This is a genomic window from Dictyobacter kobayashii, from assembly GCF_003967555.1.
Classification (GTDB): Bacteria; Chloroflexota; Ktedonobacteria; order Ktedonobacterales; family Ktedonobacteraceae; genus Dictyobacter; species Dictyobacter kobayashii.
The window spans coordinates 4,961,226-4,982,544 of sequence record NZ_BIFS01000001.1 but is presented as its reverse complement, the minus strand read 5'-3'; the positions used below and the strand labels follow the sequence as shown (position 1 = coordinate 4,982,544).

Genomic DNA, 21,319 nt, shown 5'->3' with positions numbered 1-21,319 from the left:
AGTGCTGTAGTAGAAATCGCTGTATTTGTGCTGGTGTGCTGTCTTATGCATCGTGTTTTCCCGTCTATGCCGGACTTGTTGCAAGATTCAGTGATGGTGTCTCCAGAAAAAATCTATCTCTTGATCATATCCTTCTCCTGGTCGCTTTGCAAACAGGCCCCTCCAATTTGGAGATGAATTGTATGAATTAGAAGGGTATGCTCTCTTCTTCCGCACGGGCCTGATTCGATGGTTCGCGCAAACGCCAGATAATCCATATCCCAATGACCCCGAACACACAGAGTATTCCATTGAGTACCAGTTGGATAGCGGTGCTTTGACCAAATGCCTGTGGAAGGGCAAGGGTGAGGAAATCAATCAGGGTATGGAAGAGAACGGCCAGAAAGAACCAGCGTCTCTGGCGCTGGCGAAACACTTGCAACACCATCACGGAAAGTGCTACCTGCAGCGGAAAACTCCACAGTCGTCCCCAGGCTACCAGCAAAGGAGACCAGAAGGGCATCGCATTGACAGACGCAATCTGTTGGATGGCGGCCTGTCTCGAAGTCTCTGGCAGACTGTTGAGATTGATGGTAGAGAGGAGGGCAACACTGAGAAGCGGGAGTAGTATCTGGAGCCCTCCCCCAAGCAGCGCCGATTCCAGGCCCTCGTGTCCCAGGCCATACATCACCGCTTTCACCCAGGTCTTTGGCTCCCGGCTCATGAAAAGACGATATCCGATGTAGCGTCCACCTTCCTCGAAAAGTCCAGCAGTCATAGCCTGGATCACCACCCAGATCCAGGTGAACGTAATCGAGGTGTGCAACAAAGGGGCCAACACCGTATTCTGGAGTACTTCAATCAGGGGCACACGCATCAGCGGTTGGGATACCAGCATCACAAGAGCACCAAACCAGAAGTATTTCCAGCCGACAGCAAATTTCTTGTGAGCAATGCTCCCGAATATGAAGGGAAGCACAATAACAAAGATGGCTACCACGGTAGCTATCACGAAGAGGGCAGGTGAAACATGCAACGTTGACGACATATGTTTTTCCCTTTACATTAGATGAGCGGCAGACGGTGCAAGCGCACGAGCAACCGCGTCCCCTGGTTCCAGGTGCCTACCAGATCGCGACGACGATCCCACCGATCCCGGTGGGTGAACAGTGTTTTGGCCGTACAAAAGAGTGAGAAAGATGGTCAAGGTGAATATTAGGCTCTGGTATACTGCTCCTTTCAAGGCACCATTCACAAGAGGGCAAATGAGGTGTGCATAGTGGATCTGCTTCGCTGCATATGATACCGAAAGACGAAGTGCGTGCCATCACCTGAGCATGGGATTTTTGTTCTCCCCCAATTGGGGGAGAACTCCTGTCGAGGGGGCTTCATCGGTACGTGTAAAAAAATGCAAATACTTAGATTATATCGTAATACAATTAAAATCCGATAGAAAACAGGAAGGAGCACTATCCATGGAGTGGAAAAATCTCTTAGAGCGCACTTCCGCTCAGTGCCATTCGCCCGCGTCTTTGTTTCGTCTCCTTGCCGCTATAAAGCGTGCATAGAGTTGGTTCAGCTCATTTTGAATGCACCGCAATTCGACTTGCTTCCTGTCGATCTCTTCCATTTTTTGACGAAGAAGCTCCAGCTTCTTGTGGTGATCATTGGCTTCCTTTGCCTGGAAAAGTGCTCGGAGTTCGGCGAGCGTAAATCCTGCTGACTGAAGCCGTTTGAGCGTGAGAAGATGCTCAATGGCACTCTCATAATAGAAACGGTAGTTATTGGCTTCTCGTCGAAGATGTCGTTCATCGAGGAGTCCTTCCTTTTCATAAAAGCGAATGGTGGGAGCTGTCAATCCCGTTTGTTGGACAAGTTCGTGAATTTTCATGGATCTCCTCAAAAAGACTTGACCTTCAAGTACCCTTTAGAGTTTATACTCTAAACATCAAGCGGCTCCCTGTCAAGAGCTGGCAGGGTTGCGAAGAAGAGACTCGAAAAACAGTGGTGCAAGGTATTGATGGCCTCTCTTTCCTCGTCGGATTGCCTCTTCTGTATAGCTTGAGATGTTTACCTATCAACCCGAAGACCGGATTTCTAAGGCAGAGTGTATCCACCTGGAATACTTTTCTGGTCAGAGACAACGGAGAGGCCATAAACTCTCTACTCAATAAACCGTATAAGGAATGAACGGAATTATCAACATGGCAAAGACACGCAAACAACTCCTCCAATTACTTCAACAAAAGCCTGACAAACGTTCAGATAGCTTTGACCGCAAGCTCATCACGCCGATGATCGTCGGGTCTGTCTTGAACCCGGTAAATTCATCAATCATCGCAGTCTCACTCGTGCCCATTGGTACCGCTTTTGGTGTTGGCCTTTCAAGCACAACCTGGTTGGTATCGGGACTGTATCTGGCGACAGCACTCGGGCAACCAGTCATTGGCAAACTCGTGGATGTCTACGGACCAAGGCGCTTGTATCTGGCTGGCGCGATCTTCACAGGAATAGCTGGACTTCTGGGCGCTCTCGCCCCGAGTTTCTGGGTCCTGATTGTGGCCAGAGTAATTCTGGGATTTGGCACATGTGTTGGATATCCATCAGCGATGTATTTGATACGCAGTGAAGCCAGACGCACCGGTCATGAGAGTCCAGCTGGCGTGCTGACGACGCTGGCAGTCTCCGCCCAAACCATCGCCGTAATAGGGCCGCCACTTGGTGGCGTATTAATCAGTCTTGGCGGCTGGCGTACCACGTTCGCTCTCAACATCCTGCTCGCATTGGCGTGTCTCTATTATGGCTTCCGACGCCTCCCTTCAACGACTCCTTTGCGAGAAGTGCCAATAGACAATTCCGAGAGTCATTTAGATTATCCCGGTATGTTGCTTTTTGCAGTGATGCTCGTTTCGTTCCTTTACTTCCTGATGAATCCGCAGATTTCCCAGCTGCTTTTGCTCGTTATAACGGTTCTTTCGGCCATCGGTTTCGGGTGGAGAGAGCTTCATTGTGCCGCGCCGTTTCTTGATCTGCGTGTATTTGGAGGAAATAGACCGCTACTTATAACATACATACGGAATGCCCTGGCGATGACGGTCGGGTACGCCTTTCTGTACGGTTTTTCACAGTGGCTACAAGACGGTCGAGGGTTGAATGCGGCAGCCACTGGCGTGATCTTGTTACCGTTATCACTCGTCGCCATTGGGGTATCGAGCATTACTGGAAGACGGAAAGAGATACGCATAAAACTGCTGGCAGCTGCCATTGCCCAGATAATCTTCTGTCTGCTCTTGCTCGTGCTGTCTTCCGCAAGCCCTCTCTGGTTGCTTGTTGTAGTGATTGCCATTGCAGGCATTCCACAGGGTCTGGCGAGCTTAGCCAACCAGAATGCCGTGTATTACCAGGCCGACCCGACGCGTATGGGGGCCTCTGCTGGCTTGTTACGGACCTTTACCTATCTGGGCGCACTGCTCGCGTCGGCTGCCAACAGCCTATTTTTGCAGAGAACCGCTGATACAGCGGGGTTGCATCGGCTGGCAGTTTTCATGCTTCTCATTTCTGCTCTGTTTGCTCTTCTGACCGTGGTTGATCGGTCGTTGGGCAAGGTTGGCGTTCCGAACCCCGATCCAACAGAAAAACATGTAGAGACCGTTGAACAACAATAAAAGGAGTTTCTCTTATGCCATTAACCACCATCGATAACAAAGTTGCTCTCATTGTCGTTGATCTACAAAAGGGTGTGTTAACCTTACCAGCTGCGCATCCAGTTGACCAGATCATTACACGATCTGCGGAACTGGCCAGAGCATTTCGGGCTCGCACATTTCCGGTTGTGCTCGTCAACGTGATCGGCAGCGCTCCGGGTCGCACTGATGCCTCGCAATCCGCCCGGACAACCGGGCACTCTCGCCCAACGCCTCCACCACAATGGGCCGATCTGGCAGATGAGCTTGATCCCCAACCAGACGATCACCGGATCACCAAGAAAACATGGGGCGCGTTCCATAACACATCGCTGCATAAAGAACTCGGCGTCACACAGGTTTTTCTGACTGGCGTGGCAACAAGTATCGGGGTCGAGTCAACCGCTCGCTCGGCGTACGAGCATGGCTATCATGTCGTGCTGGTGACTGATGCCATGACGGACGTGGATGCGCAGGCCCACCAGCATAGTGTGGAGCGAATTTTTCCACGGCTCGGTGAAACCTCAACCACTGAAGAGGTCATAGCTCTGCTGAAGGAGAGCGCAGAAGTTTCCGAGAAAAAGGAGTGACACCGCCAGCCAGCTAAGCGAAAACGACGAAGAGTGGAGGTTTTCTCTGGTCATTGAGGGAGGGAGAGATGCTTGCAACTGATGGGAACAGGCGTCTCTCTTGTGGCGAATGAGAAGATGTCAAGCCTCTTTACTTTTTGTTCGACTTTCTGTATGCTTACAGAGCAAAAATACATTTCAATAAGGAGAGGTTATGCCCAACCAGCGCTAACTCATGCCAGAGAATGTGATTGAAGCAGGATACTGTCGCCGTGACGCGACAGTGATTTATTGTATCCATCACAGCAATATGGTCGTGGGTTAGCACTTCTCCGTCCAGGTTGGTAGCCTTCTCAACACGCTTTTTCATTCCAACCTCTTTTTGAAGTTGCCTCACCAAAGTTGCTTCATCATCTGTACCACAGCGTCGGTATTTCTCTGTGCTCATTTCTGGCATCACCATGTGTACCTGTTTTTCATAGATTACTTGTGGTTGTTTAACAACATGTTCAGAAGTTCGAGAAGAACTATCTGTCTAGCCATCCAGCACGAGTGACATCAGATGATTTAGAACATGTTGTTTCGTAGTACATACATTCTCAGAAGAGAATATGTTGCCTCAAACGAAAGGACATCGCATGCTCAAAATACAAATTCTGGGCGGGCCTGGCAGCGGGAAAACGACGCTAGGAGCCGAAATAGGCACCAGATTCGGTCTCCCCTTTTACGAAATGGACGTCCTTGGCATGAAGAATGGGACCAAACACACAGCCTGGATTGAAGATGCCTTCGCAATCATCGCTCTCCCAGGCTGGGTTATAGAGGGTGGAGCTATGATTTGGAATGATCCCATTCTCGATCATGCTGACTATATCGTCTTGCTTGAGGTTCCCTGGAGAACGGCTGCCTATCGCATTGTGCGTCGTCACATCATCAAAAGCCTGCGGGGCATCAATCCCTATCCAGGGATCAAATCACTCATCTCGTTCTTGAGGAATAGCCGCCGGTACTATTTAAATCAGTGTCGCCCGGATCTCGTAGAGAGAATGAACCGATGCCTCGAAGAGCAAAGAACGCTCCCAGCGTCGCTTGACCCTGAACAATTGCTTACGCGCTGTGAGACCTATGGAGTAGAGATTATCCAGGCACCTACAGCAACATTTAGGCGTCAGTATCTCGAAAAATACACGCAGAAACTCATTGTTGTGAGAAACAACGCTGATCGAGCACGCCTACTTGATTTACTGGCACAGGAAAGGGTTCATTGAAAACGTTACATGGAAACCTCATATCTGGCAAATGAATTACTCTTCCCAATCTTCTTGTCGTCCAAGTGGAGTCAGATCGAGATAGTTATACGTTCCCAGAAGGATATCGACGCCGCGCCCGTTAGTCGAGTACGTGTGATAGATGTCCTCGCCATTGTGCAGGAAAACGCTCAACCCAGGCATCTCACCTTCATCATTCGTGACGCCGAAGTCATAGTTGAAATCGCTCTTATACGAGGAGAACCAGGGAACAGTCCAATTCATGCGCTGTTTATAGGATTCAAGCTTCTCCAATGGAGCACGTGAGATCACGACTAATGAGGTGTCGCTGGCTCGTATACGGGCCAGGTTGCTGGGGAGATTGTCAACCAGGTTTGTGCAACCCGGACAGCCATCTTCCCAGCTTGGATCAAACATAAAATGGTAGATAATCAACTGGCGACATCCGTCGAAGAGGTCAGCTAGCGTCACCTGGCCGTCTGGACCATCGAAGAGGTATTCCTTGTCCATCTTCACCATCGGCAGTCTGCGACGTTGAGCATTGAGTCGGTCTCGCGCACGGGTGGCTTCCTTTTCCTTGACGAGTAGTTCAGCGCGCGCAGCGAGCCACTCATCTCGTGAGACAACTTGTGGAAGGGGTTTCATGGTGGTGTTCTCCTCTGCTTGATAATCGATTTGCTCTGCTTTCGCCGCTCCACTCTCCTCTAGAGGGTGCGTACAGAGAGTTTGTATAGGCAGTTTAGCAAAGATTGAAGGGAGAAACTTCTTCTATCTTGCGCTTTTCCTTGTAAAGGAAGCGGTTAACTTGATTCTGTGAGTGGTCCTGACAACGGATTTGCCTTCATCTGCGGAGCAATCTTTGCCTTGCAAGCGGGCATACTCAACGGAGGAATTGCCTGTATCGAAGATTATATGCTTCGCCTGTAAGGAACGCATAATATGCGCTTAGTACTTCGTCGAAGGTGAAGAGATTGCTCATCTCGTGATTTTGGGCCAATATGGCAACGAACGCTCGCCAAAGTGCTTCCTCGCGCGTATCTCGGACTGGAAATGATTGATGGATCATTTCCAGTCCGAGATACGCGCACACAATGTACAATTCTTGGGAAGTGCATATCAGAGAGAAAGCAGTTTTCCAGGCTTATTAGAGAAGATTCCTCTGTTTCACGCTGATTTTCCAGGTTTCACCTAAAAATCACCGAACATTCATGCTATTTACTACTCGCCTCTTGCATCAGTTGTGCTATGGGTATGGGATGGGGTCCAAGCAGGTCGGAGAGAGCCTCCGAGAGCGTGGGAAAGCGAAACTGAAATCCGGTGGAGAGAGCCACTTGTGGCACCGTGCGATGGCTATCGAGAAAGAGGTCTGCACGCTCTCCCCACGCCAGCTTCATCATTCCCCTGGACATGGGAAAGAGCCTGGGGCGCTGAAGGGTGTGCGCGAACACTTTGGCGAACTCGCGACTGGTAACTGGATTGGGACTGGCGCTGATGAAGGGGCCTGTAATGGTTTCCTGATTCAAGGCGTGTAGGATCAAGCGAACGGCATCATTGATATGAATCCAGGAGAACCATTGTCCCCCCGGACCAAGTGTGCCGCCAAAGCCGTTGCGATACACGGGAGCAGGGCAGCTAACGTTCCTCCTTCTCGTCCCAGCACCAGGCTCTGGCGCAGCAGCACCAGCCGGGCGCCAGTTTCGTGCACGCGCTGCGCTTCGGCTTCCCACACCTGGGCCATTTCTGCAAGGAAGCCTCCAGTCCCAGGGGCCGCCTTCTCATCGACCTGCCGATCTCCAGTATCGCCCGCGTACTCTACGGCAGTGGAAGAAATAAAGATGCGTCCTTCTCCTCCGATCTTGCGAATGCCCTCCACAAGCGAGCGGGTCGCAAGCAGTCGTGTTTGGGTGAGCTCCTGCTTGCGTGCCTGACTCCAGGGTCTGGCAAAGATGGGATCGCCCACCAGATTGACCACCGCGTCGGCCCCATCGACTGGTGCTACCGGATCACTGGCCTGCCATCTCCGAATCTCTACAGCAGATGGGAAGTTATGTGCCGAAGGCTGGCGCACCAGCGCAATGACCCGATCCCCTGAAGCTTGCAATGCCTCCACCAGGTGGTGCCCGAGCATGCCGTTAGCTCCTGCGATAGCTACGGTACGGGATTCATCAACTCTCGGTCTTGTCGTCATCGTCTCTTCCTTTCAAATTCTCTATATGCTAAATGTATAAGCACTTTTTAAGTTTTCTTCTTCTCTATTTTTCTTCTAAACTTAACCAGCGGATATTTATTGACCAATGGTAAATAATGTGCAAAAAAAAGTCGTCACTGAAACTTTGTGCGCCAGGCTGCCGAGAAGCGCTCGCTGGTGGAAACAACCAGTTCCGTCGCTCGTTGCTTATCACCAGCCAATCGTCCAGCCATAGAAAGCGAGACGAGACCATGCAGCGCAGCCCAGAACATATCAACTTCACGATTCACATCGATACGCGAAAGATCGGCAGACTGTTCAAGGACGCGTGCGACAGCATCTCGTAGCTGGGCAAAGGACTCTCGCGCCTCAGTTGGTGTCTGAGCCGTCCCGAAGGGAACGCCATCCAGGCCATTCATCACCTGGTACAACTCAGGGTGTGTGTGCGCGAAGTTCCAGTATGCCAGTGCGGTGCGCTGTAACACAACTTCTGGCGCATCAGGAACGCTTTGTGCCCTTCGCAACTCATCTCGCAAAAGCGCGAAACCCTCGATCAAAAGCGCAAAAAGAATAGCTTTTTTATTGTCAAAGTAGGCATAGATAGCTGCATGACTGTATTCAATACGCTCTGCTACCTTGCGGACGGTGACAGCCTGCCATCCTTCCTGACTCGCTATTTCGCGTGCCGCTAGCAAAATTTGCTGGCGTAACTCTGCACGTTCACGTTCACGTCTCTCTTTCGATGCCACATTGCTACCTTTGTTTATTTATTTACCAATGGTTAAAAATAGTATATAAGATAAAAACATCCCTGTCAAGACTTTTTACTGGGGCAGTTGCCAGGTCGAACCACTTTTAACTGACAAGGGAGTGTAACGCCTACAAAACCGCCTTCTTGCTAACCCTTAGTACATGCAATCGCACGAATCCACATACCCTTCAGTACAATATGGTCCATGACACAATCGCGCAAAGAAAAAGCAAGCAAATAACTGTCGGGGTGACTGACAAATAATAATTTTTGGCCTGATACTCCAGTTCTCGTTCGTGATCTGACGGTTGGTGATGCAACGAGTGCGTTGCATCAGCGGAGCTCACAGATGTAGGATATAGCTGGCTTGCCGTTGAGCGTGAGCTCACCGACGGCGACGAATCCGTTGTGTTCAAGCACCTTGCGCGAGGCCGGATTGTCCAGCGTGACCCTCGCGCGCAACCTGATGAGTCCGTACTCTGTGGCGGCGAGTTCGCGCACCTTGCGCACCGCCGCTGTGGCCAACCCCTGCCCCACGGCCTTCTGCGCGATCCGGTACCCGAGTTCCGCCGACCCGTCTGCCACTTTGACCAGGTTCACCCGCCCCACCACCTCGCCGCGCTCGGCCACTAGCAGGTGGAAGTAATCCGTTCCGGCGGCCTGCCACTCGAGCAGTTGCGCATGCCGCGTGTCAAACTCGGTGAAGAACTCGTCCCCCCGATCCGGTATTATGGCCGCGAAGTATGTCCGATTCTCCCGCTCAAACGCAAGCAGGGCTGGCGCGTGGTCGTGGCGGACCAACTGAAGGTCTGGCATGGGGAGTTGGAGGCGCGGTGTCGATTCCAACCTGGTTGCCCTGTCCTCTTTCGATTCCGTGTGGGTGCGTTTGCCGCCCACAGTCTGCCTATCGATAAAGGAACATTCACCGACTTCTGACGCGTCTCGTTCGTCTCGTTTTTCCATGTGTTCCTCTCTTTACTCAATGATGAATTGATATAACGTGCCCGTTGAGTACTACACATACTATATCACTCTGTGGCAACACTATCTGTGAACGCCGATTGAAGTCCACTCATGCTTCAACAAATCGTAGAGCAGAATATTAATTATTTTCACCATTTCTCCTTGCCTCGCAACGGCACGCAGCACACTTTCTGTTTTCTGGGAGAGATTTGTTGGGCTGATCAAACCGGGCTTCGCGGATGTCGCGGCTAAAGAGCAAGATGCAAGAAGTTTTTTCTGCGCATGTATGGTAAATTGTTCGTGCTCACGGCATGTGTGGCGCAGAACGTACCCTCAGAGACCGGGTGTTGCCGCATTCCGCACGCTCACTCTGGGCCTCGTCCATACTCGAAACAAGAGGGAATGTTGTTCACGTCTGATCCATCGGAGGTAGAAATATGAGTTCTTTCTTTGAGGGAAGGGAGTCTGACTCCCCGTATATAGAAGCGGTCTGGCGTGGTCTGGCCGGCAGCGACTATGCTCCTGTTTGCCCAGCCTCTAACCGTTGGCATCTGCTCTTCCTCAGGCAGAATGGAAGGGTCAACGTCTCTGTGGAGGGACCATTGACCAAAGCGACTCCTGTCACCCAGGCCGAGGGGACCGAGTGGTTTGGCGTCACTTTTCAGCATGGCACCTTTCTGCCCTCTGTGTCTATCAGAAATCTCCTGGATGAGCGGGCCATTTTACCTCTCGCCGCGAAAACATCCTTCGAGCTTGCCGGATCGAGCTTCCAATTTCCTGACTATGAAAATGTCGAGACGTTTGTCGAGAGGCTGGTGCGCGAGGATTTGCTGGTTGCTGATCCAGTCGTGAAGGCGGTCTTAGCTGGCCAACCGCCAGAGATGTCGTTACGCACGGTGAGGCGTCGTTTCTTATTAGCAACCGGGTTAACGTACAAAGCTCTATCGCAGATCGAACGCGCGAAGCAGGCGGCGGATCTCCTGGAGCAGGGCGTTTCGCTCCTTGATACGGCGTATCAGGCTGGCTATGCCGATCAGTCGCATATGACCAGATCACTTAAGCATTTCATCGGGCACACGCCTGCTCAAATCGTTCAGATAAGGAAGCCGAAATAGCTGTCCATTTTGTTCAAGACACGATCCTTTTGCTGGGTTATCATAGAACCGTTGAAGGTTCTCAATAATTCCAATAAAAGGAGTATATTATGAGGAAAGTCATTTCATTTATGCATGTCTCACTCGATGGCTTCACGACAGGACCAAACGGAGAATTGGAGTGGGCTATCGTGGACGAAGAACTGAACCCTTATGTCGACGGTCTCTTCAGGAACGTGGACACGGCTCTTTATGGACGTGTCACCTATCTGCTCATGCAAAGTTATTGGCCAACAGTGCTCACGGATCCAGATGCCTCGCCACGCGACCTGGCACACGCTCACTGGGTCGAGAATACCTCCAAAATCGTGTTTTCAAAAACGCTCTCTCGTGTGGAATGGAAGAATTCAAGGCTGGTGAAAGACCAGATTGCAGAAGAAATCGCATCACTTAAACAACAGCCTGGCCGCGACCTTATGATCTTCGGGAGTCCCAGATTGACCCATACGTTTATCCATCTGGGCTTGATTGATGAATATCGCCTCTTTCTCAATCCGATTGTCTTAGGTGGTGGAATCCCGCTCTTTCAAGATATCAAGGACTGGACGAAGCTGAATCTGCTCGAAGCAAAGGCGTTCCAGTCAGGGGTGGTTGGACTTCACTACCAGGCAATCAGGCCATAACCGACGCTCGAAAGACGAATGGGAAGTGCATGATGGGTGAATATTTACCTGCGCTGCACGTCACATCAGGGGGTTGCCCATCTGGTGGCCTGAATTTCGGCAACCCCCCATTAGGGAGTAAATCGTTTCCAATGGCCTTCGGAGACAACTTCGACGACACCATCAACCACTTGTATGGCGGTTTGATCGTCAATCGCGTAGGCCGGCACCGACATGCCGGCGGCCCATCTTTCTGCGTAGGCCATGGTGTTTTCCGGCAGATCTTCGTGATCCAGGTGCGGAAATATCGAGAAATCAACTATGCCCAGCGTTCTATCGCCGCCGGTGGGCGGCTTCCAGTGGACAAAGTCCTCCCCGATGTTGGGGGTCATCACCATGCTCCCGGCGCTCAGTCCCACATAAACCCTCTCGCGCCCAAGCTCCGGCAAGAGGTCGGCCAGTCCGGATTGCCGCATCCAGTAGCACAGATACAGGGGATCGCCACCGTTCACCAGCAGGACGTCAGTCTCTTGGACCATGGGGACCCAGAGCTCTTTATCTATGCTGGGCAGTGCGGTGAGCTCCAGCACTCCCAGGGACTTCCATCCCAATTCGCACATGGGAGTTCTGGGTTCTCGTCCGCTGATGAACCGCCATGCGTGGTCGGCACCGCCGAGCTGGGCGTAGTTCGCAGTGGGGATACAGAGGGCGCTGGACTCGGCAATCGGTTTGCCCAGTAGGCCGACCAGCGCGTTGTGGATGCTCGTGTTTTTGATGCCAGCCGAGGTGAGAAGAAATTTCATGATGCCTCTCCTTGACGATTTCATGGGAGCCGAAAGGCTTCTCCAGTCCCTCCCGCAAGAGACCGAAGCAGAACGACCCCAGAAAGTCACGAATGCGTTTCTCCCAACATGAGTCGTATGCTCTCGCTATCGGTCTTGTACACAAAGGTCTTCCGCTCCCTCATTGCATACAAGACATTCTACAGTCTTACAAAGCAAAAAACTTCTCCTATCTTGCTCCTTTGGCCATGCAGAATTACCGCCGCGCATTCCAAAACAGTAGTCTGGACCACTTATGAAATTGACCCATATCATGTCTAAGTTTTTTTGAACTATATTGTGTCGGAAACGTCAGGTATATGGTTATAGGAAACAAGCACTTTGATCGGATGCATGCCACCCTTGGCCAGTTGTTCAAACGTCGAGATCAGCTCATCGCGAGCTATCCGCAACTCAAAAAGCTGCTCAAGGTGCGTTGGATGTCGCTGCACCTCGCGGAAATACCACGCAGCATGCTGGTGATAATCCCAACCGTCACTTGATCCAATGATCTGCAATTCCTTCTCATGAAAATCAGGGGTGAGCACAAACGGCTCTATATTCCCGTCGGCAGTGATGCAGATGCGCCCTTGCTGCTGAACCTGCTTCTGCAAGAGAGCAAATGCCTTGTTCTGGCTGGAACACTCAAAAGCCACAGCATATGCTCTGCTCTCGATGGGTACATCCTGTGGATGCCATACATTCCGTGCTCCTAGCAGGCGAGCCAGAGAGTGCCTCGCTGCAAGTGGTTCGACCACATCAACCTGAGCCACACCATAAGCGCGTACAATAAAGAGGGTCAGCAGACCAATCGCGCCAGCGCCGGTGATCAATATTTTTTCCTCTGGCCTGGGGGAGAGCTTACGCACACCTTTGGCGGTATCACAGGTTAAGATGCTCAAAATCGCGAGTGCATCAGAGATCCCATCAGGCACTACGATAACCCGCGTTTCTGGCACTACTGCGTGAGTATAATGTCCATAAAACGCCACAACGCGATCTCCGCATTGTACTCGTTGCACTGCGAATCCACATGCCACCACAATGCCCACACTCTCATAGCCCATGCTCCGTGGATACTGGGGAGGATGAACCGCACGCGAAGTGCCACCATACACGGGCAACTCACTGCCGATGCTGATGGCTGCCGTCAGGGTCTTCACCAGTACGTCGTGTGGGCCTAAGGATGGCAGCTCTTCGGTGATCCATGTCAGGCTCCTGGGGGCAACGAGATCAAGACGCTCAGTCAAACGTACTCTGTTTATTGATATCATAAAGGGATTTTTCTACCTGTCTCTTTTATCGTGTCCCGAAAAAAACCTATGTTTTTGAGCGTTTCTAAACCGTGAGGAACACGGGATCTGGGCGCAGCCCCGGCTCCTAATTCTTCCCCATTTTGGAAAAGAGTCGCGGTACAACCCTCCCAGGCATACACCGTGATCTGATCCACGCCATACGTCACTTCGACAGTATGTGGAGAAGAGGGAGCAATATGACTACGAAAATAGACAGTAAACTTCGTCTGGGGTTCCATGGGATAGATCTCGCCCCAGGGCTCTAAGATGAAAGAGATCGTGGCCTCCCTCTCATTTGAGATCGTAAGCGATACTTCATGTTCTGGCATTATTGTTCCTTCAAATGTCAATTTGATCTTACCCTTGTCAAAGGAAGCACCGTCGTTCTCTCCATGGTCAGCGCTCCTACCCCCGTGAAAGCTCTGCCGCGTGGCGTATACTCTCCAATAAGATCCTGAGATCAGCCGGGGTTGTGCCATCGTGAAGGATGCATGCACGCAACGCAAAGTGACCGCGAAGGACAGTACCAGTGAGAAAGGCTTCTCCTGCCAACTGGAGCAAGGGAACCAGAGCACGGTTCATCTGCTCAATACCCTCCTCATCGCCTTTGAGCTCGGGAGGAAGGTAGCGGAAACAGACGATAGAGAGCGTCACCGGAGCGACGCGCTCAAAGTCTGGAGCGGCATCAATCAGCGATGCCAGATGCTGCGCAAGCGCATTGTGATGCTGGATACGCTGCACCAGACCTTGACGTCCCGTGGTTTGTAAGACCATCCACACCTTCAGCGCGCGAAAACCACGTGTTTGCTGGAAACCATACTCGGAGAACCAGGGGAGATTCGCAAAGCCTTTGCCTTCTTCAAGCTGCAGATAGGGAGGAACAAGGCTAAAGGTTTCTCGAAGCAATTGTTTATCGGAAACTAAGGCACAGCCACATTCGACAGGGACAGAGAGCCATTTGTGTGGGTCGATAGCGACCGACTGCGCGCGTTCAATTCCCTCAAACAGGGGCGCAACCCGCGGGTCCACTTTACCGACCGCGCCATAGGCCCCATCCACATGCAGCCAGAGGTTCTCTTGCGCACACAGATCCGCCAGGAGAGACAAAGGATCGATGGCCCCGGTATTGACGGTTCCAGCACTTGCCGACACACAAAAAGGCTGCCGGCCCGCAGCTCGGTCCGCTTGAATGGCCACCCGGAGCGCATTCACATCCATCTGAAAGTCCGCATTGATTGGGACCAGGCGCAAGGCGTTGTTCCCAAGACCAAGCATCTCGGCCGCTTTGCGAATGCATCCATGCCCTTCTTCCGAGAGATAGAGGACCAGATCTGGCTGCTGCGCTTGCAGCCCTCGTTCCCGCACATTCCATCCCGCTTCTTTGGCTGCCCAGAAACGCGCTGCTGCCAGGCAGGTCAACGTTGCCATGGAGGCCCCACTCACGAAAAGCCCCATACTTTGCTCCTGAGGAAAACCGATGAGTTCCATCAACCAGCGGATGACGCTATGCTCCAGATAAATGGCCGCATGATCTCCCCCGGCACAACTGGGATCGAGGGCCGCCGCCAGGAATTCAGCAAGAATACCAGGAAGGGCAGGAGGCGAATTGACCCAGCCGAAAAAGCGGGGTGCCCATTGCCCATAGGATGGGTAAAAAGACGATCCCGCACAGTGGCCAACAGTTCTTCTGGCGGTATGCCCTCTTCAGAAAAATCCAGGGTGAGCAGTTCCTGACGCTCATCAGGGGTCATTGGGACAAACACGGGGCGCTCACGGAGAGTTTCCAGGTAATCAGCGACGACATCGACCGCAAGATGACCGAGTCGACGAAATGTGGCCAGATCATCGACAAGCGGGGAAACAAAGGGATCAGACATACATCAACCTCGCTATCTATGATACACGTGTGGAACGGGAGAGGGTGGAATCTCCATGACAAGGTAATACGTGCAGGGTTTCTCTCCAGGATTGGCGAAAGCGTGCTGGCAGTCTCCAGCATAATAGACACTATCTCCCGCCTGGAGGAGATAAACTGTACCGTTCAAAGTCAGTCGCAAGGTTCCTTCTTCGATGGCGACATATTCGCGTGAGCCTGTAGCGTGAGCAAGAAAGACGCCCGCATCGACCCCTGGCGAGATGGTGGTACGCATAAATTCAAACTCCACTCCGGGCAAGACGGGAGAGAGAATGCGCCGCTCCCAACCAGACGGATCCTGGACTACCTCTTGCTCCCTATGACGCAGAACAATTACCTTTGCCTGTTGTTCTTCTTCCAGCAGCCGAGCGAGACTGGTTCCCAGCGCTGTTGCAATCGAATCGAGTACCAGGACGGATGGGACTTTTCTGCCGCGCTCAATGTCGGAGAGCATACTACTGCTCACTCCAGATCGCGAAGAAAGGACCTCAAGAGAGAGATGCCGGAGGAGCCGTTCCGAACGAATCCGTGTTCCTAAGTCAGTCAGATCAAGTCCACTCGCCAAACGCGGCGTTGGTGCATCCATAAAAATCACCTCCATAGAGGAATTATATTCTCTATAGAGGAATTTCACAAGGGTGAGAGTGATTGGTTTTCCCTTTCACCGCTCTACTAAATCTGTCCGAGTTGTAAAAAAAAATAACTCACCTTTGTTGAATGCGTGATAATTTGCCCGGATGCACTTACTGAACCTTCATCTTCACAAAATCGCGCGCGCCCAATATCCGCAGTGGAAATCTTAAGATGGCGGGGAAGGCCCGCAGCCCTATGTCAGCATCAATTATCTCAAACGTATCGCACCCATATTCTCGCCCATGCCAGAGGATGGTACAGTGTCCCGCCGCCACCACATTGCGATACCAATCCACCGCAAATCCATATGTCAACTCGATCACAAAACCGCCCGCAACCGGCACGAGCAACAGTGGAGTCGCATAAGCTCGCCCACTGCGCCGCCCAACATGACGAACGACCGCAATTGGGCTGTGCGCCGATCCCGCAAACCTCATCACCACCGGATTGACAACCCGCTTGCTAAAAAGCCGTAGGCGCTCCATGAATGGCCCTCTATTTCCCAGAACTAAAAAAAATACCTAACTGGAATAGTAAACAGCGGAAGTGGAGCGCTATGAACTTAACAGCACGATACCGTTGGCGGGAACCTGGGTGAGCAGACGATGATCCTGCTGCTGCCTGGTTATAGCAGCGGGTTGGAGAGCCAATTCACCGCTAGTTTCACGCTGCTTCTCACTATGCGTGTACATCGTAAGCGCGCTCGGTTGCTCCTTGTCAACCGCAATGATAGGGCTATATTTGTAGCCCTGTCATTGCGGTTGACAAGGAGCACCGACCAGTGGGCGCTATCTTGTCCATCTGTACCCGGCAAGTGGGCCGCCAGAACGCGCATATTGGAAGGATTCGCGGGTCGATAGATAGTGGCATTGGAAGGAAAGTACTTGCATAATAATGACCAGGAATAAAACCAGGGCCGGGGTGGGGTATCCTTAAGAATATTCCACATTCCCCAGACTTTATTATGCATAGCGTCATCCAGGTCCCAGGCACTCCCACCTGATACGCCTGCGCGTGCCAGTTGCACAGCATAATCTACTATGTCTACTGCGTACTGGTAATTTTGAACCTGGTACTGATTATCATTAGCGCCCTTCTGATATCCCCACCCATTTCACCGATCAGCACCGGCTTGTTGCCAGGGTCCGCATTGACCAGTCGGTCGACCAGGGGTTTAAAGTTCTGTTCTACCTGCCCTGCTGAATATCGCAGCACGTATTGATATAGTTATGCCACTCGTAAGCACCCAGCATCGTTTGTGCATTCCAGGGCAATCCACTATTGGTAATCCAACCATTGGTCTGTGACGTATCGGGGCCTATGAGCGCAAGTTTATCGTACAAGCCGCGTTGGTTTAAGGATATGGAGATCGCATGGGCAAGATTTTCCCAATCTCCAAACGAAGACTGCTTCGTATCGGGTTCATTCAATCCGCTTACGTAGCGAATATTGTCATAACCCTGCTTTTTAATTAAATATTGTGCCAGGTCACCCAGGGCTTCAGCGTAGTTGTTCGAGCCAGAAGCCCAGGGGCCATAGCTCCAGGAGCCAATGACAACGGTGATATGATGAGAACGAGCATAGTCCAGAATAGGATACCAGGCACGCATCTCAGGACTATCAAAAGTATAGTTGCCGACCTGGCCGCTAGGACAAAACCATTGCATGTCAAACATGCTACGTATCCAGTTCGGATGCAGCGCATCGACGCGTGTGAACAGAGTTTGCCACTGCTTCTGGGTAAGTGGCAGGGGCTGGTTATCGTTATTTTCGATATCCCATTCTATACCGAAGCCAAGCCAGGGACGTTTAATGGCATCGCTTTCTGCTATTGATACTGGTGTTGTCGTTGCTCCGCCAGAAAGCTTGAATGTCGGCAACGGCCCCGGTGACTGTTGTTGTTGCTGTGTTATGCAGGCTTTCAAGACTAAGAGTGAGATTAACAGTACAGTACATACCAGGAGAATTTTCGCCTGGAACGTCTTCATGAGGATAGCTCCTGTCCATTTCTGTGATAATTAATACTTTTATATTCCCCTATATCTATCGTAAAAATATATCATACCAGTTATGAATAACTTTTGCGGCCGGGGTATAATTGGGCGCGAACGGTGGTTTGGACCAGGCCCACACAAAGACGCCATCGATAAGTTTGTCTTTCGCGATGTTCTGGAAGGCTGCATCAAACAATGCGGACTGCATTGCCAGATCTTTCACGCCGTCATCAGTATCCTGGTAGGGAAGATAGCCCGCGTAGTTGGTATCTCTATAACCGAGTTCAGAGATAAACACAGGTTTGCCTAGCGCGTGTGCCATCTCATCCAGGTGTGATTGGACGCGGATCTTCCATAGACCCGGCAACTGCCGTTTTGCAACGTTCGTTTCAGTATCTATAAGCGAATAGTAGCTGGAGAGACCCACCTCTGACAGGAGGGGATCTTTCATCCATTGCGGGATAGGATATTTGAGCTGCGACGAGAAATTCCTGCTGTACACGATTTGTCCGGAGTACACGGAGTGAACGCGTGTAATAAGTTGGTGCCAGTAGATATCTGGTGATTGTTCCAATCCCTCATATTCGTTGCCAATAGAGAAACGATCACACTTCGCTTGCTGACACGCCAGTAAAAAAGGTTTGAGCTGCTGCCAGTAATTATCAAACCAGGCCTGATTGTCCGCGTCAGTATCATATTTGATGTATCCGCCCCAGGCATGCACATTATTGAGCGTGATAGCGGGAAAGACATAGACGCGATAGCCCATTTTATGCGCCATCTCGACCCCCGCCTTCAGGCCAGCCGGAGTCTGGCCATCATTGGCAACATGCACATTCGTCGTAAATTCTGAGTCCTGGTGAAATTGGAGATAGAGGCCGAGCCAGTTAGCTCCAGTCTGCGTCCGAATCTCTTTCACGCCAGGCTCCCAGTTCTTATCAGCAGTGGTATAGGACCTGGGTCCCCACTGCGGAAAGATCATCCCTGCCGCGAAATTTGGACGCAGCGGTGGTGGAGTAGGTGTTTGGCGTAACGGACGGAGTCGATACATGACTCTGAGTTCCTCTGTTCGATTGCGCAGATTGTGCCTGCGACAAAAGTTGCGCTAAAGCTACCGGCCTTACAAGTAAATACGAGCCAGCAGCATCCCCAGGAGAAGCACAATTATCGCTATCCAGATTATGCGAACTTTTTTCATTGCGCTCCTCCCTTCATAATGGAAACTTTGTCCGCAGCAATGGTCTTTGGGGTCGGTTTCCAGGTGACGCGCGATTACCACTCATCCATTGAACGACGGGCCCAGAAGGCTGCTGAGCTTTCCATGATGCCCGCGACCGGCGCTATCGCGATTACCTTCCCCATTTCAGCAATAGCCTCGGCGAGAGGCAGTGCGCAGAATAGTTGAAATGTTTATACCAGGCTCCGATAAAGATCGAATTAAGCCCATAGAAATCCCGCCAGGATCATCCAGAACATGAGCAATAGAGGCAGGGGTGTGCATGTGGTGACCAAGGAGAAACTGTGCGTATTGCACGAGTAAGTAGAGCGCCGAGATCGCCCCTGCCGGCAACCCCAGTGCGAAGGTCGAAATGCGATAGCGCGTTCCCCAGGTCAGTTGAAAGCGTAATTTACGAGGAAGCTGATAGAACGTTGGTAAACGCTTCATCATCTCCATACCTTGTAGCACTCCAATAATCCAGCGATAACGCTGGCGGAAGGCACTTTTGAAGGAGAAGGGGTGTTGCTCCAACATCGCACTTCCGTGCCAGCCGAAAATGGAGGAACCATAGCGCAGATAAGCATTAACGCCGAAAAACGTAATCTTCTGCAATAAAGGGCTGTCCATCGAGATTGCCAATATCCCAACCAAGCTCGTTTTCCAGAGCCTCATCAATGACCAGGTTCGAGCCATGCAGGTGCAGGGTACACCTTTTTCCATCACATCACGGCATTCAAAACAGCCAATAGGTCGATTGGCCTCCATCGCGCGGCAGATTATGCTGGCATCCTGATATTCCAGTGGATAGTAGATCGGCCCTCGGTCAATTTCTTATCGGTTAAGGCCAGAAATCGGAAGAGGCGGCGTAGCTCCAATGGCTCCATGACACTCTCTTCATCGTAATGCACGATAACTGTGCGCCCATGCTTTCGATTGAAGCCCTGTCTTCTTAACTCAACCATGTAGTGCAAACCGCGTGCTTTCAACTGGGTATTGCCAGGCGTCTGATAGTCTTTAGGCAACACAATAACAGAGACCGGCACGGGATAGGAAGCGAACTCGCGCTCAAATTGGTGTTTTTGCTCTTCCGCTTCAGTCACAATTTCAATGCTAAGATAATGCCCGTAAAATGTAGGCGCCTCACGCGCCAGCCGCATAATGTATTCAATGCCACGCCTGATAACCTCAGTGCTTCCCTGGCTTCCACGCGTCGTAGTCTGAATTTTGATAAACGGCATCGGCAGCTTCTGAAGATCCTCGGTTGTGACGTCCTCACGCTGACGATAGCGTGGCCAGTGAAAGAAAAAACTGTGGAAGTACGAAAGAAAGCGGATATTGATCAGGCTGATAAGGGCTACCATGAATATAGCCCAGCACCCCTCCTACATTCGCAATAATAGTTATAAAACTGGTCATGAAAACGAGTATTCCCCTTATAGTAATGAACCTGCTGGCCTGCTTTTCCTTCCTCTTGCATGTAAGGGAAGGTCGTGAAGAATGAGATACACCAGCAAGTATTGCCTACTGAATTTTAATTGACAGGCACCTCTTCCTGTGACCGAGTGGTGGGCTCCTCATCTAAAAGGAGATCGGAAGGCCTCAATACTGGTTTATCTAGCAAATGTTTAAGCTGGGACATATGCACTGTAGTCGCATTGGCAATCTCGTCGCTTGAAGGAGCTTGAGCTTCAATTTCTCCACTTTTAAGCGCAGCTACATGCACTGTGGGTGCATTGACAAGTTCATCAAATGTCACCATATGCTGATCATTTTCTTGACCTTGCCTGCGAACCTCGTGCTCAGTATGCTTCGTCGAATGGGCAACTTTTGTCGCTTTAGAAGTTTTAACCAGGATACTGAATACAAGAAGTTCTCCAATGGTCAGGATAAGAACCGCGCACAGCAATTGCGTTATCCAGTCCTGAAAGATATTCAAGAAGATCATCAGGGGAATAACGAGGTAAAGCGCAATAACACAGCATGCGCCTCCCAGAACGAGAAGTGTTAGAAATTTGTGGAACAGTGTATCTGTTTTTTTCAGTGCAGATGTACTCATTTCCTGTGTAGGATGTTCATGCAGTTCTACTTGTTCGACCGTGCGCATAGTGCTTACAACTCTCCTTTTATGATTACCACACTACACAAGTGTGGATGGATTATTAAAGATAAGCGGTTGCATTATGCATATCACTCCTTTAATAAAAAATATCTATATCCATACAAAAATTCGTATCGATTAATAATATATTTTATACTATACAGGCAAAATGCCTGGATGCAAATTA

The 21,319-nt window shown here is 51.0% G+C and carries 29 protein-coding genes; 8 read left to right on the top strand and 21 right to left on the bottom strand.

Going from position 1 to position 21,319, the window contains the following annotated elements; genetic code table 11:
• Positions 1-187 precede the first annotated feature (187 nt).
• Positions 188-1,027, bottom strand: coding sequence for a YhfC family intramembrane metalloprotease (locus EL645_RS21865; RefSeq protein ID WP_126552459.1), 840 nt, complete (start codon positions 1,025-1,027; stop codon positions 188-190).
• Between EL645_RS21865 and EL645_RS39455 the strand changes: the two genes are divergently transcribed.
• Complete coding sequence (locus EL645_RS39455; RefSeq protein WP_161977577.1) at positions 1,018-1,173, top strand: hypothetical protein; 156 nt, start codon at positions 1,018-1,020, stop codon at positions 1,171-1,173. The genes EL645_RS21865 and EL645_RS39455 overlap by 10 nt on opposite strands.
• A 316-nt stretch (positions 1,174-1,489) precedes the next feature.
• On the opposite strand, the gene EL645_RS21860 is transcribed toward EL645_RS39455, so the two are convergent.
• Positions 1,490-1,870 carry a MerR family transcriptional regulator gene (locus tag EL645_RS21860; RefSeq protein WP_126552458.1) on the bottom strand — a complete coding sequence of 127 codons (381 nt, stop codon included), beginning with the start codon at positions 1,868-1,870 and terminating at the stop codon, positions 1,490-1,492.
• A gap of 313 nt (positions 1,871-2,183) precedes the next feature.
• On the opposite strand from EL645_RS21860, the gene EL645_RS21855 reads away from it, so the two are divergent.
• The gene (locus EL645_RS21855; RefSeq protein ID WP_218031960.1) at positions 2,184-3,644 is read left to right on the top strand and encodes an MFS transporter; all 1,461 of its coding nucleotides are present in this window, start codon (positions 2,184-2,186) and stop codon (positions 3,642-3,644) included.
• A gap of 14 nt (positions 3,645-3,658) precedes the next feature.
• Positions 3,659-4,252 carry an isochorismatase family protein gene (locus tag EL645_RS21850; protein WP_126552456.1) on the top strand — a complete coding sequence of 198 codons (594 nt, stop codon included), beginning with the start codon at positions 3,659-3,661 and terminating at the stop codon, positions 4,250-4,252.
• Positions 4,253-4,409: 157 nt separating this feature from the next.
• Here the strand turns inward: EL645_RS21850 and EL645_RS21845 are convergent, their stop codons facing one another.
• Positions 4,410-4,601 carry a hypothetical protein gene (locus EL645_RS21845; RefSeq protein WP_136625260.1) on the bottom strand — a complete coding sequence of 64 codons (192 nt, stop codon included), beginning with the start codon at positions 4,599-4,601 and terminating at the stop codon, positions 4,410-4,412.
• 268 nt (positions 4,602-4,869) lie between these two features.
• Here EL645_RS21845 and EL645_RS21840 point away from each other — a divergent pair, with 268 nt between their 5' ends.
• A complete protein-coding gene (locus EL645_RS21840; RefSeq protein ID WP_126552454.1) occupies positions 4,870-5,499 on the top strand; it encodes a P-loop NTPase family protein in 630 nt (209 codons plus the stop codon).
• A 36-nt stretch (positions 5,500-5,535) separates the two neighbouring features.
• On the opposite strand, the gene EL645_RS21835 is transcribed toward EL645_RS21840, so the two are convergent.
• The gene (locus EL645_RS21835; RefSeq protein WP_126552453.1) at positions 5,536-6,144 is read right to left on the bottom strand and encodes a DUF899 domain-containing protein; all 609 of its coding nucleotides are present in this window, start codon (positions 6,142-6,144) and stop codon (positions 5,536-5,538) included.
• Positions 6,145-6,710: 566 nt separating this feature from the next.
• Positions 6,711-6,893 carry a DUF1731 domain-containing protein gene (locus tag EL645_RS45630; RefSeq protein ID WP_371865749.1) on the bottom strand — a complete coding sequence of 61 codons (183 nt, stop codon included), beginning with the start codon at positions 6,891-6,893 and terminating at the stop codon, positions 6,711-6,713.
• Between EL645_RS45630 and EL645_RS42920 the strand changes: the two genes are divergently transcribed.
• Positions 6,831-7,031, top strand: a complete 201-nt coding sequence (locus EL645_RS42920; RefSeq protein WP_246035437.1) for a hypothetical protein — start codon at positions 6,831-6,833, stop codon at positions 7,029-7,031. The two genes, EL645_RS45630 and EL645_RS42920, sit on opposite strands and share 63 nt — an antisense overlap.
• Positions 7,032-7,033: 2 nt before the next feature.
• Here the strand turns inward: EL645_RS42920 and EL645_RS21825 are convergent, their stop codons facing one another.
• From EL645_RS21825 to EL645_RS21815, 3 genes are all read right to left on the bottom strand, one after another.
• Positions 7,034-7,687 carry an NAD-dependent epimerase/dehydratase family protein gene (locus EL645_RS21825; protein WP_126552451.1) on the bottom strand — a complete coding sequence of 218 codons (654 nt, stop codon included), beginning with the start codon at positions 7,685-7,687 and terminating at the stop codon, positions 7,034-7,036.
• A 134-nt stretch (positions 7,688-7,821) separates the two neighbouring features.
• Positions 7,822-8,436 (bottom strand): TetR/AcrR family transcriptional regulator, encoded by a 615-nt coding sequence (locus EL645_RS21820; RefSeq protein WP_126552450.1) that lies wholly within the window; start codon positions 8,434-8,436, stop codon positions 7,822-7,824.
• 335 nt (positions 8,437-8,771) lie between these two features.
• A complete protein-coding gene (locus EL645_RS21815) occupies positions 8,772-9,401 on the bottom strand; it encodes a GNAT family N-acetyltransferase (protein WP_246035436.1) in 630 nt (209 codons plus the stop codon).
• A gap of 437 nt (positions 9,402-9,838) precedes the next feature.
• Between EL645_RS21815 and EL645_RS21810 the strand changes: the two genes are divergently transcribed.
• Positions 9,839-10,516, top strand: coding sequence for a helix-turn-helix domain-containing protein (locus EL645_RS21810; RefSeq protein WP_126552449.1), 678 nt, complete (start codon positions 9,839-9,841; stop codon positions 10,514-10,516).
• An 89-nt stretch (positions 10,517-10,605) separates the two neighbouring features.
• Positions 10,606-11,178 carry a dihydrofolate reductase family protein gene (locus tag EL645_RS21805; RefSeq protein WP_126552448.1) on the top strand — a complete coding sequence of 191 codons (573 nt, stop codon included), beginning with the start codon at positions 10,606-10,608 and terminating at the stop codon, positions 11,176-11,178.
• 110 nt (positions 11,179-11,288) lie between these two features.
• Here EL645_RS21805 and EL645_RS21800 read toward each other — a convergent pair whose 3' ends face one another.
• The 10 genes from EL645_RS21800 to EL645_RS21760 form a co-directional block, all read right to left on the bottom strand.
• Positions 11,289-11,960 carry a Type 1 glutamine amidotransferase-like domain-containing protein gene (locus EL645_RS21800; RefSeq protein ID WP_126552447.1) on the bottom strand — a complete coding sequence of 224 codons (672 nt, stop codon included), beginning with the start codon at positions 11,958-11,960 and terminating at the stop codon, positions 11,289-11,291.
• Positions 11,961-12,271: 311 nt separating this feature from the next.
• Positions 12,272-13,228, bottom strand: coding sequence for a zinc-dependent alcohol dehydrogenase (locus EL645_RS21795; RefSeq protein WP_161977576.1), 957 nt, complete (start codon positions 13,226-13,228; stop codon positions 12,272-12,274).
• 20 nt (positions 13,229-13,248) lie between these two features.
• Complete coding sequence (locus EL645_RS21790; RefSeq protein ID WP_126552445.1) at positions 13,249-13,602, bottom strand: hypothetical protein; 354 nt, start codon at positions 13,600-13,602, stop codon at positions 13,249-13,251.
• A gap of 76 nt (positions 13,603-13,678) precedes the next feature.
• A complete protein-coding gene (locus EL645_RS21785; protein WP_246035575.1) occupies positions 13,679-14,857 on the bottom strand; it encodes a pyridoxal phosphate-dependent decarboxylase family protein in 1,179 nt (392 codons plus the stop codon).
• Complete coding sequence (locus EL645_RS42915) at positions 14,761-15,150, bottom strand: hypothetical protein (RefSeq protein WP_246035435.1); 390 nt, start codon at positions 15,148-15,150, stop codon at positions 14,761-14,763. The genes EL645_RS21785 and EL645_RS42915 overlap by 97 nt, the downstream gene beginning before the upstream one ends.
• 12 nt (positions 15,151-15,162) lie before the next feature.
• Positions 15,163-15,774: a helix-turn-helix domain-containing protein gene (locus EL645_RS21780; RefSeq protein WP_126552444.1), complete on the bottom strand. Its 612-nt coding sequence runs from the start codon at positions 15,772-15,774 to the stop codon at positions 15,163-15,165.
• Positions 15,775-15,931: 157 nt separating this feature from the next.
• Entirely contained in the window at positions 15,932-16,306 is a 375-nt protein-coding gene (locus tag EL645_RS21775; protein ID WP_126552443.1) for a PNPOx family protein, read from the bottom strand.
• Positions 16,307-16,446: 140 nt separating this feature from the next.
• Positions 16,447-16,848 (bottom strand): hypothetical protein, encoded by a 402-nt coding sequence (locus tag EL645_RS21770; RefSeq protein ID WP_126552442.1) that lies wholly within the window; start codon positions 16,846-16,848, stop codon positions 16,447-16,449.
• Between the two features lie 160 nt (positions 16,849-17,008).
• The gene (locus EL645_RS21765) at positions 17,009-17,809 is read right to left on the bottom strand and encodes a hypothetical protein (protein WP_126552441.1); all 801 of its coding nucleotides are present in this window, start codon (positions 17,807-17,809) and stop codon (positions 17,009-17,011) included.
• A 55-nt stretch (positions 17,810-17,864) separates the two neighbouring features.
• The gene (locus EL645_RS21760; RefSeq protein WP_126552440.1) at positions 17,865-18,866 is read right to left on the bottom strand and encodes a glycoside hydrolase family 113; all 1,002 of its coding nucleotides are present in this window, start codon (positions 18,864-18,866) and stop codon (positions 17,865-17,867) included.
• A gap of 33 nt (positions 18,867-18,899) precedes the next feature.
• On the opposite strand from EL645_RS21760, the gene EL645_RS21755 reads away from it, so the two are divergent.
• Positions 18,900-19,220, top strand: a complete 321-nt coding sequence (locus EL645_RS21755; RefSeq protein WP_126552439.1) for a hypothetical protein — start codon at positions 18,900-18,902, stop codon at positions 19,218-19,220.
• On the opposite strand, the gene EL645_RS21750 is transcribed toward EL645_RS21755, so the two are convergent.
• The 3 genes from EL645_RS21750 to EL645_RS21740 all read right to left on the bottom strand — a co-directional run bounded on the left by EL645_RS21750 (position 19,179) and on the right by EL645_RS21740 (position 21,138).
• Positions 19,179-19,727 (bottom strand): glycosyltransferase family 2 protein, encoded by a 549-nt coding sequence (locus EL645_RS21750; RefSeq protein WP_126552438.1) that lies wholly within the window; start codon positions 19,725-19,727, stop codon positions 19,179-19,181. The genes EL645_RS21755 and EL645_RS21750 overlap by 42 nt on opposite strands.
• A gap of 83 nt (positions 19,728-19,810) precedes the next feature.
• Positions 19,811-20,395: a hypothetical protein gene (locus tag EL645_RS21745; RefSeq protein WP_126552437.1), complete on the bottom strand. Its 585-nt coding sequence runs from the start codon at positions 20,393-20,395 to the stop codon at positions 19,811-19,813.
• Between the two features lie 170 nt (positions 20,396-20,565).
• Complete coding sequence (locus EL645_RS21740) at positions 20,566-21,138, bottom strand: ABC-2 family transporter permease (RefSeq protein ID WP_126552436.1); 573 nt, start codon at positions 21,136-21,138, stop codon at positions 20,566-20,568.
• Between the last annotated feature and the right edge of the window lie 181 nt (positions 21,139-21,319).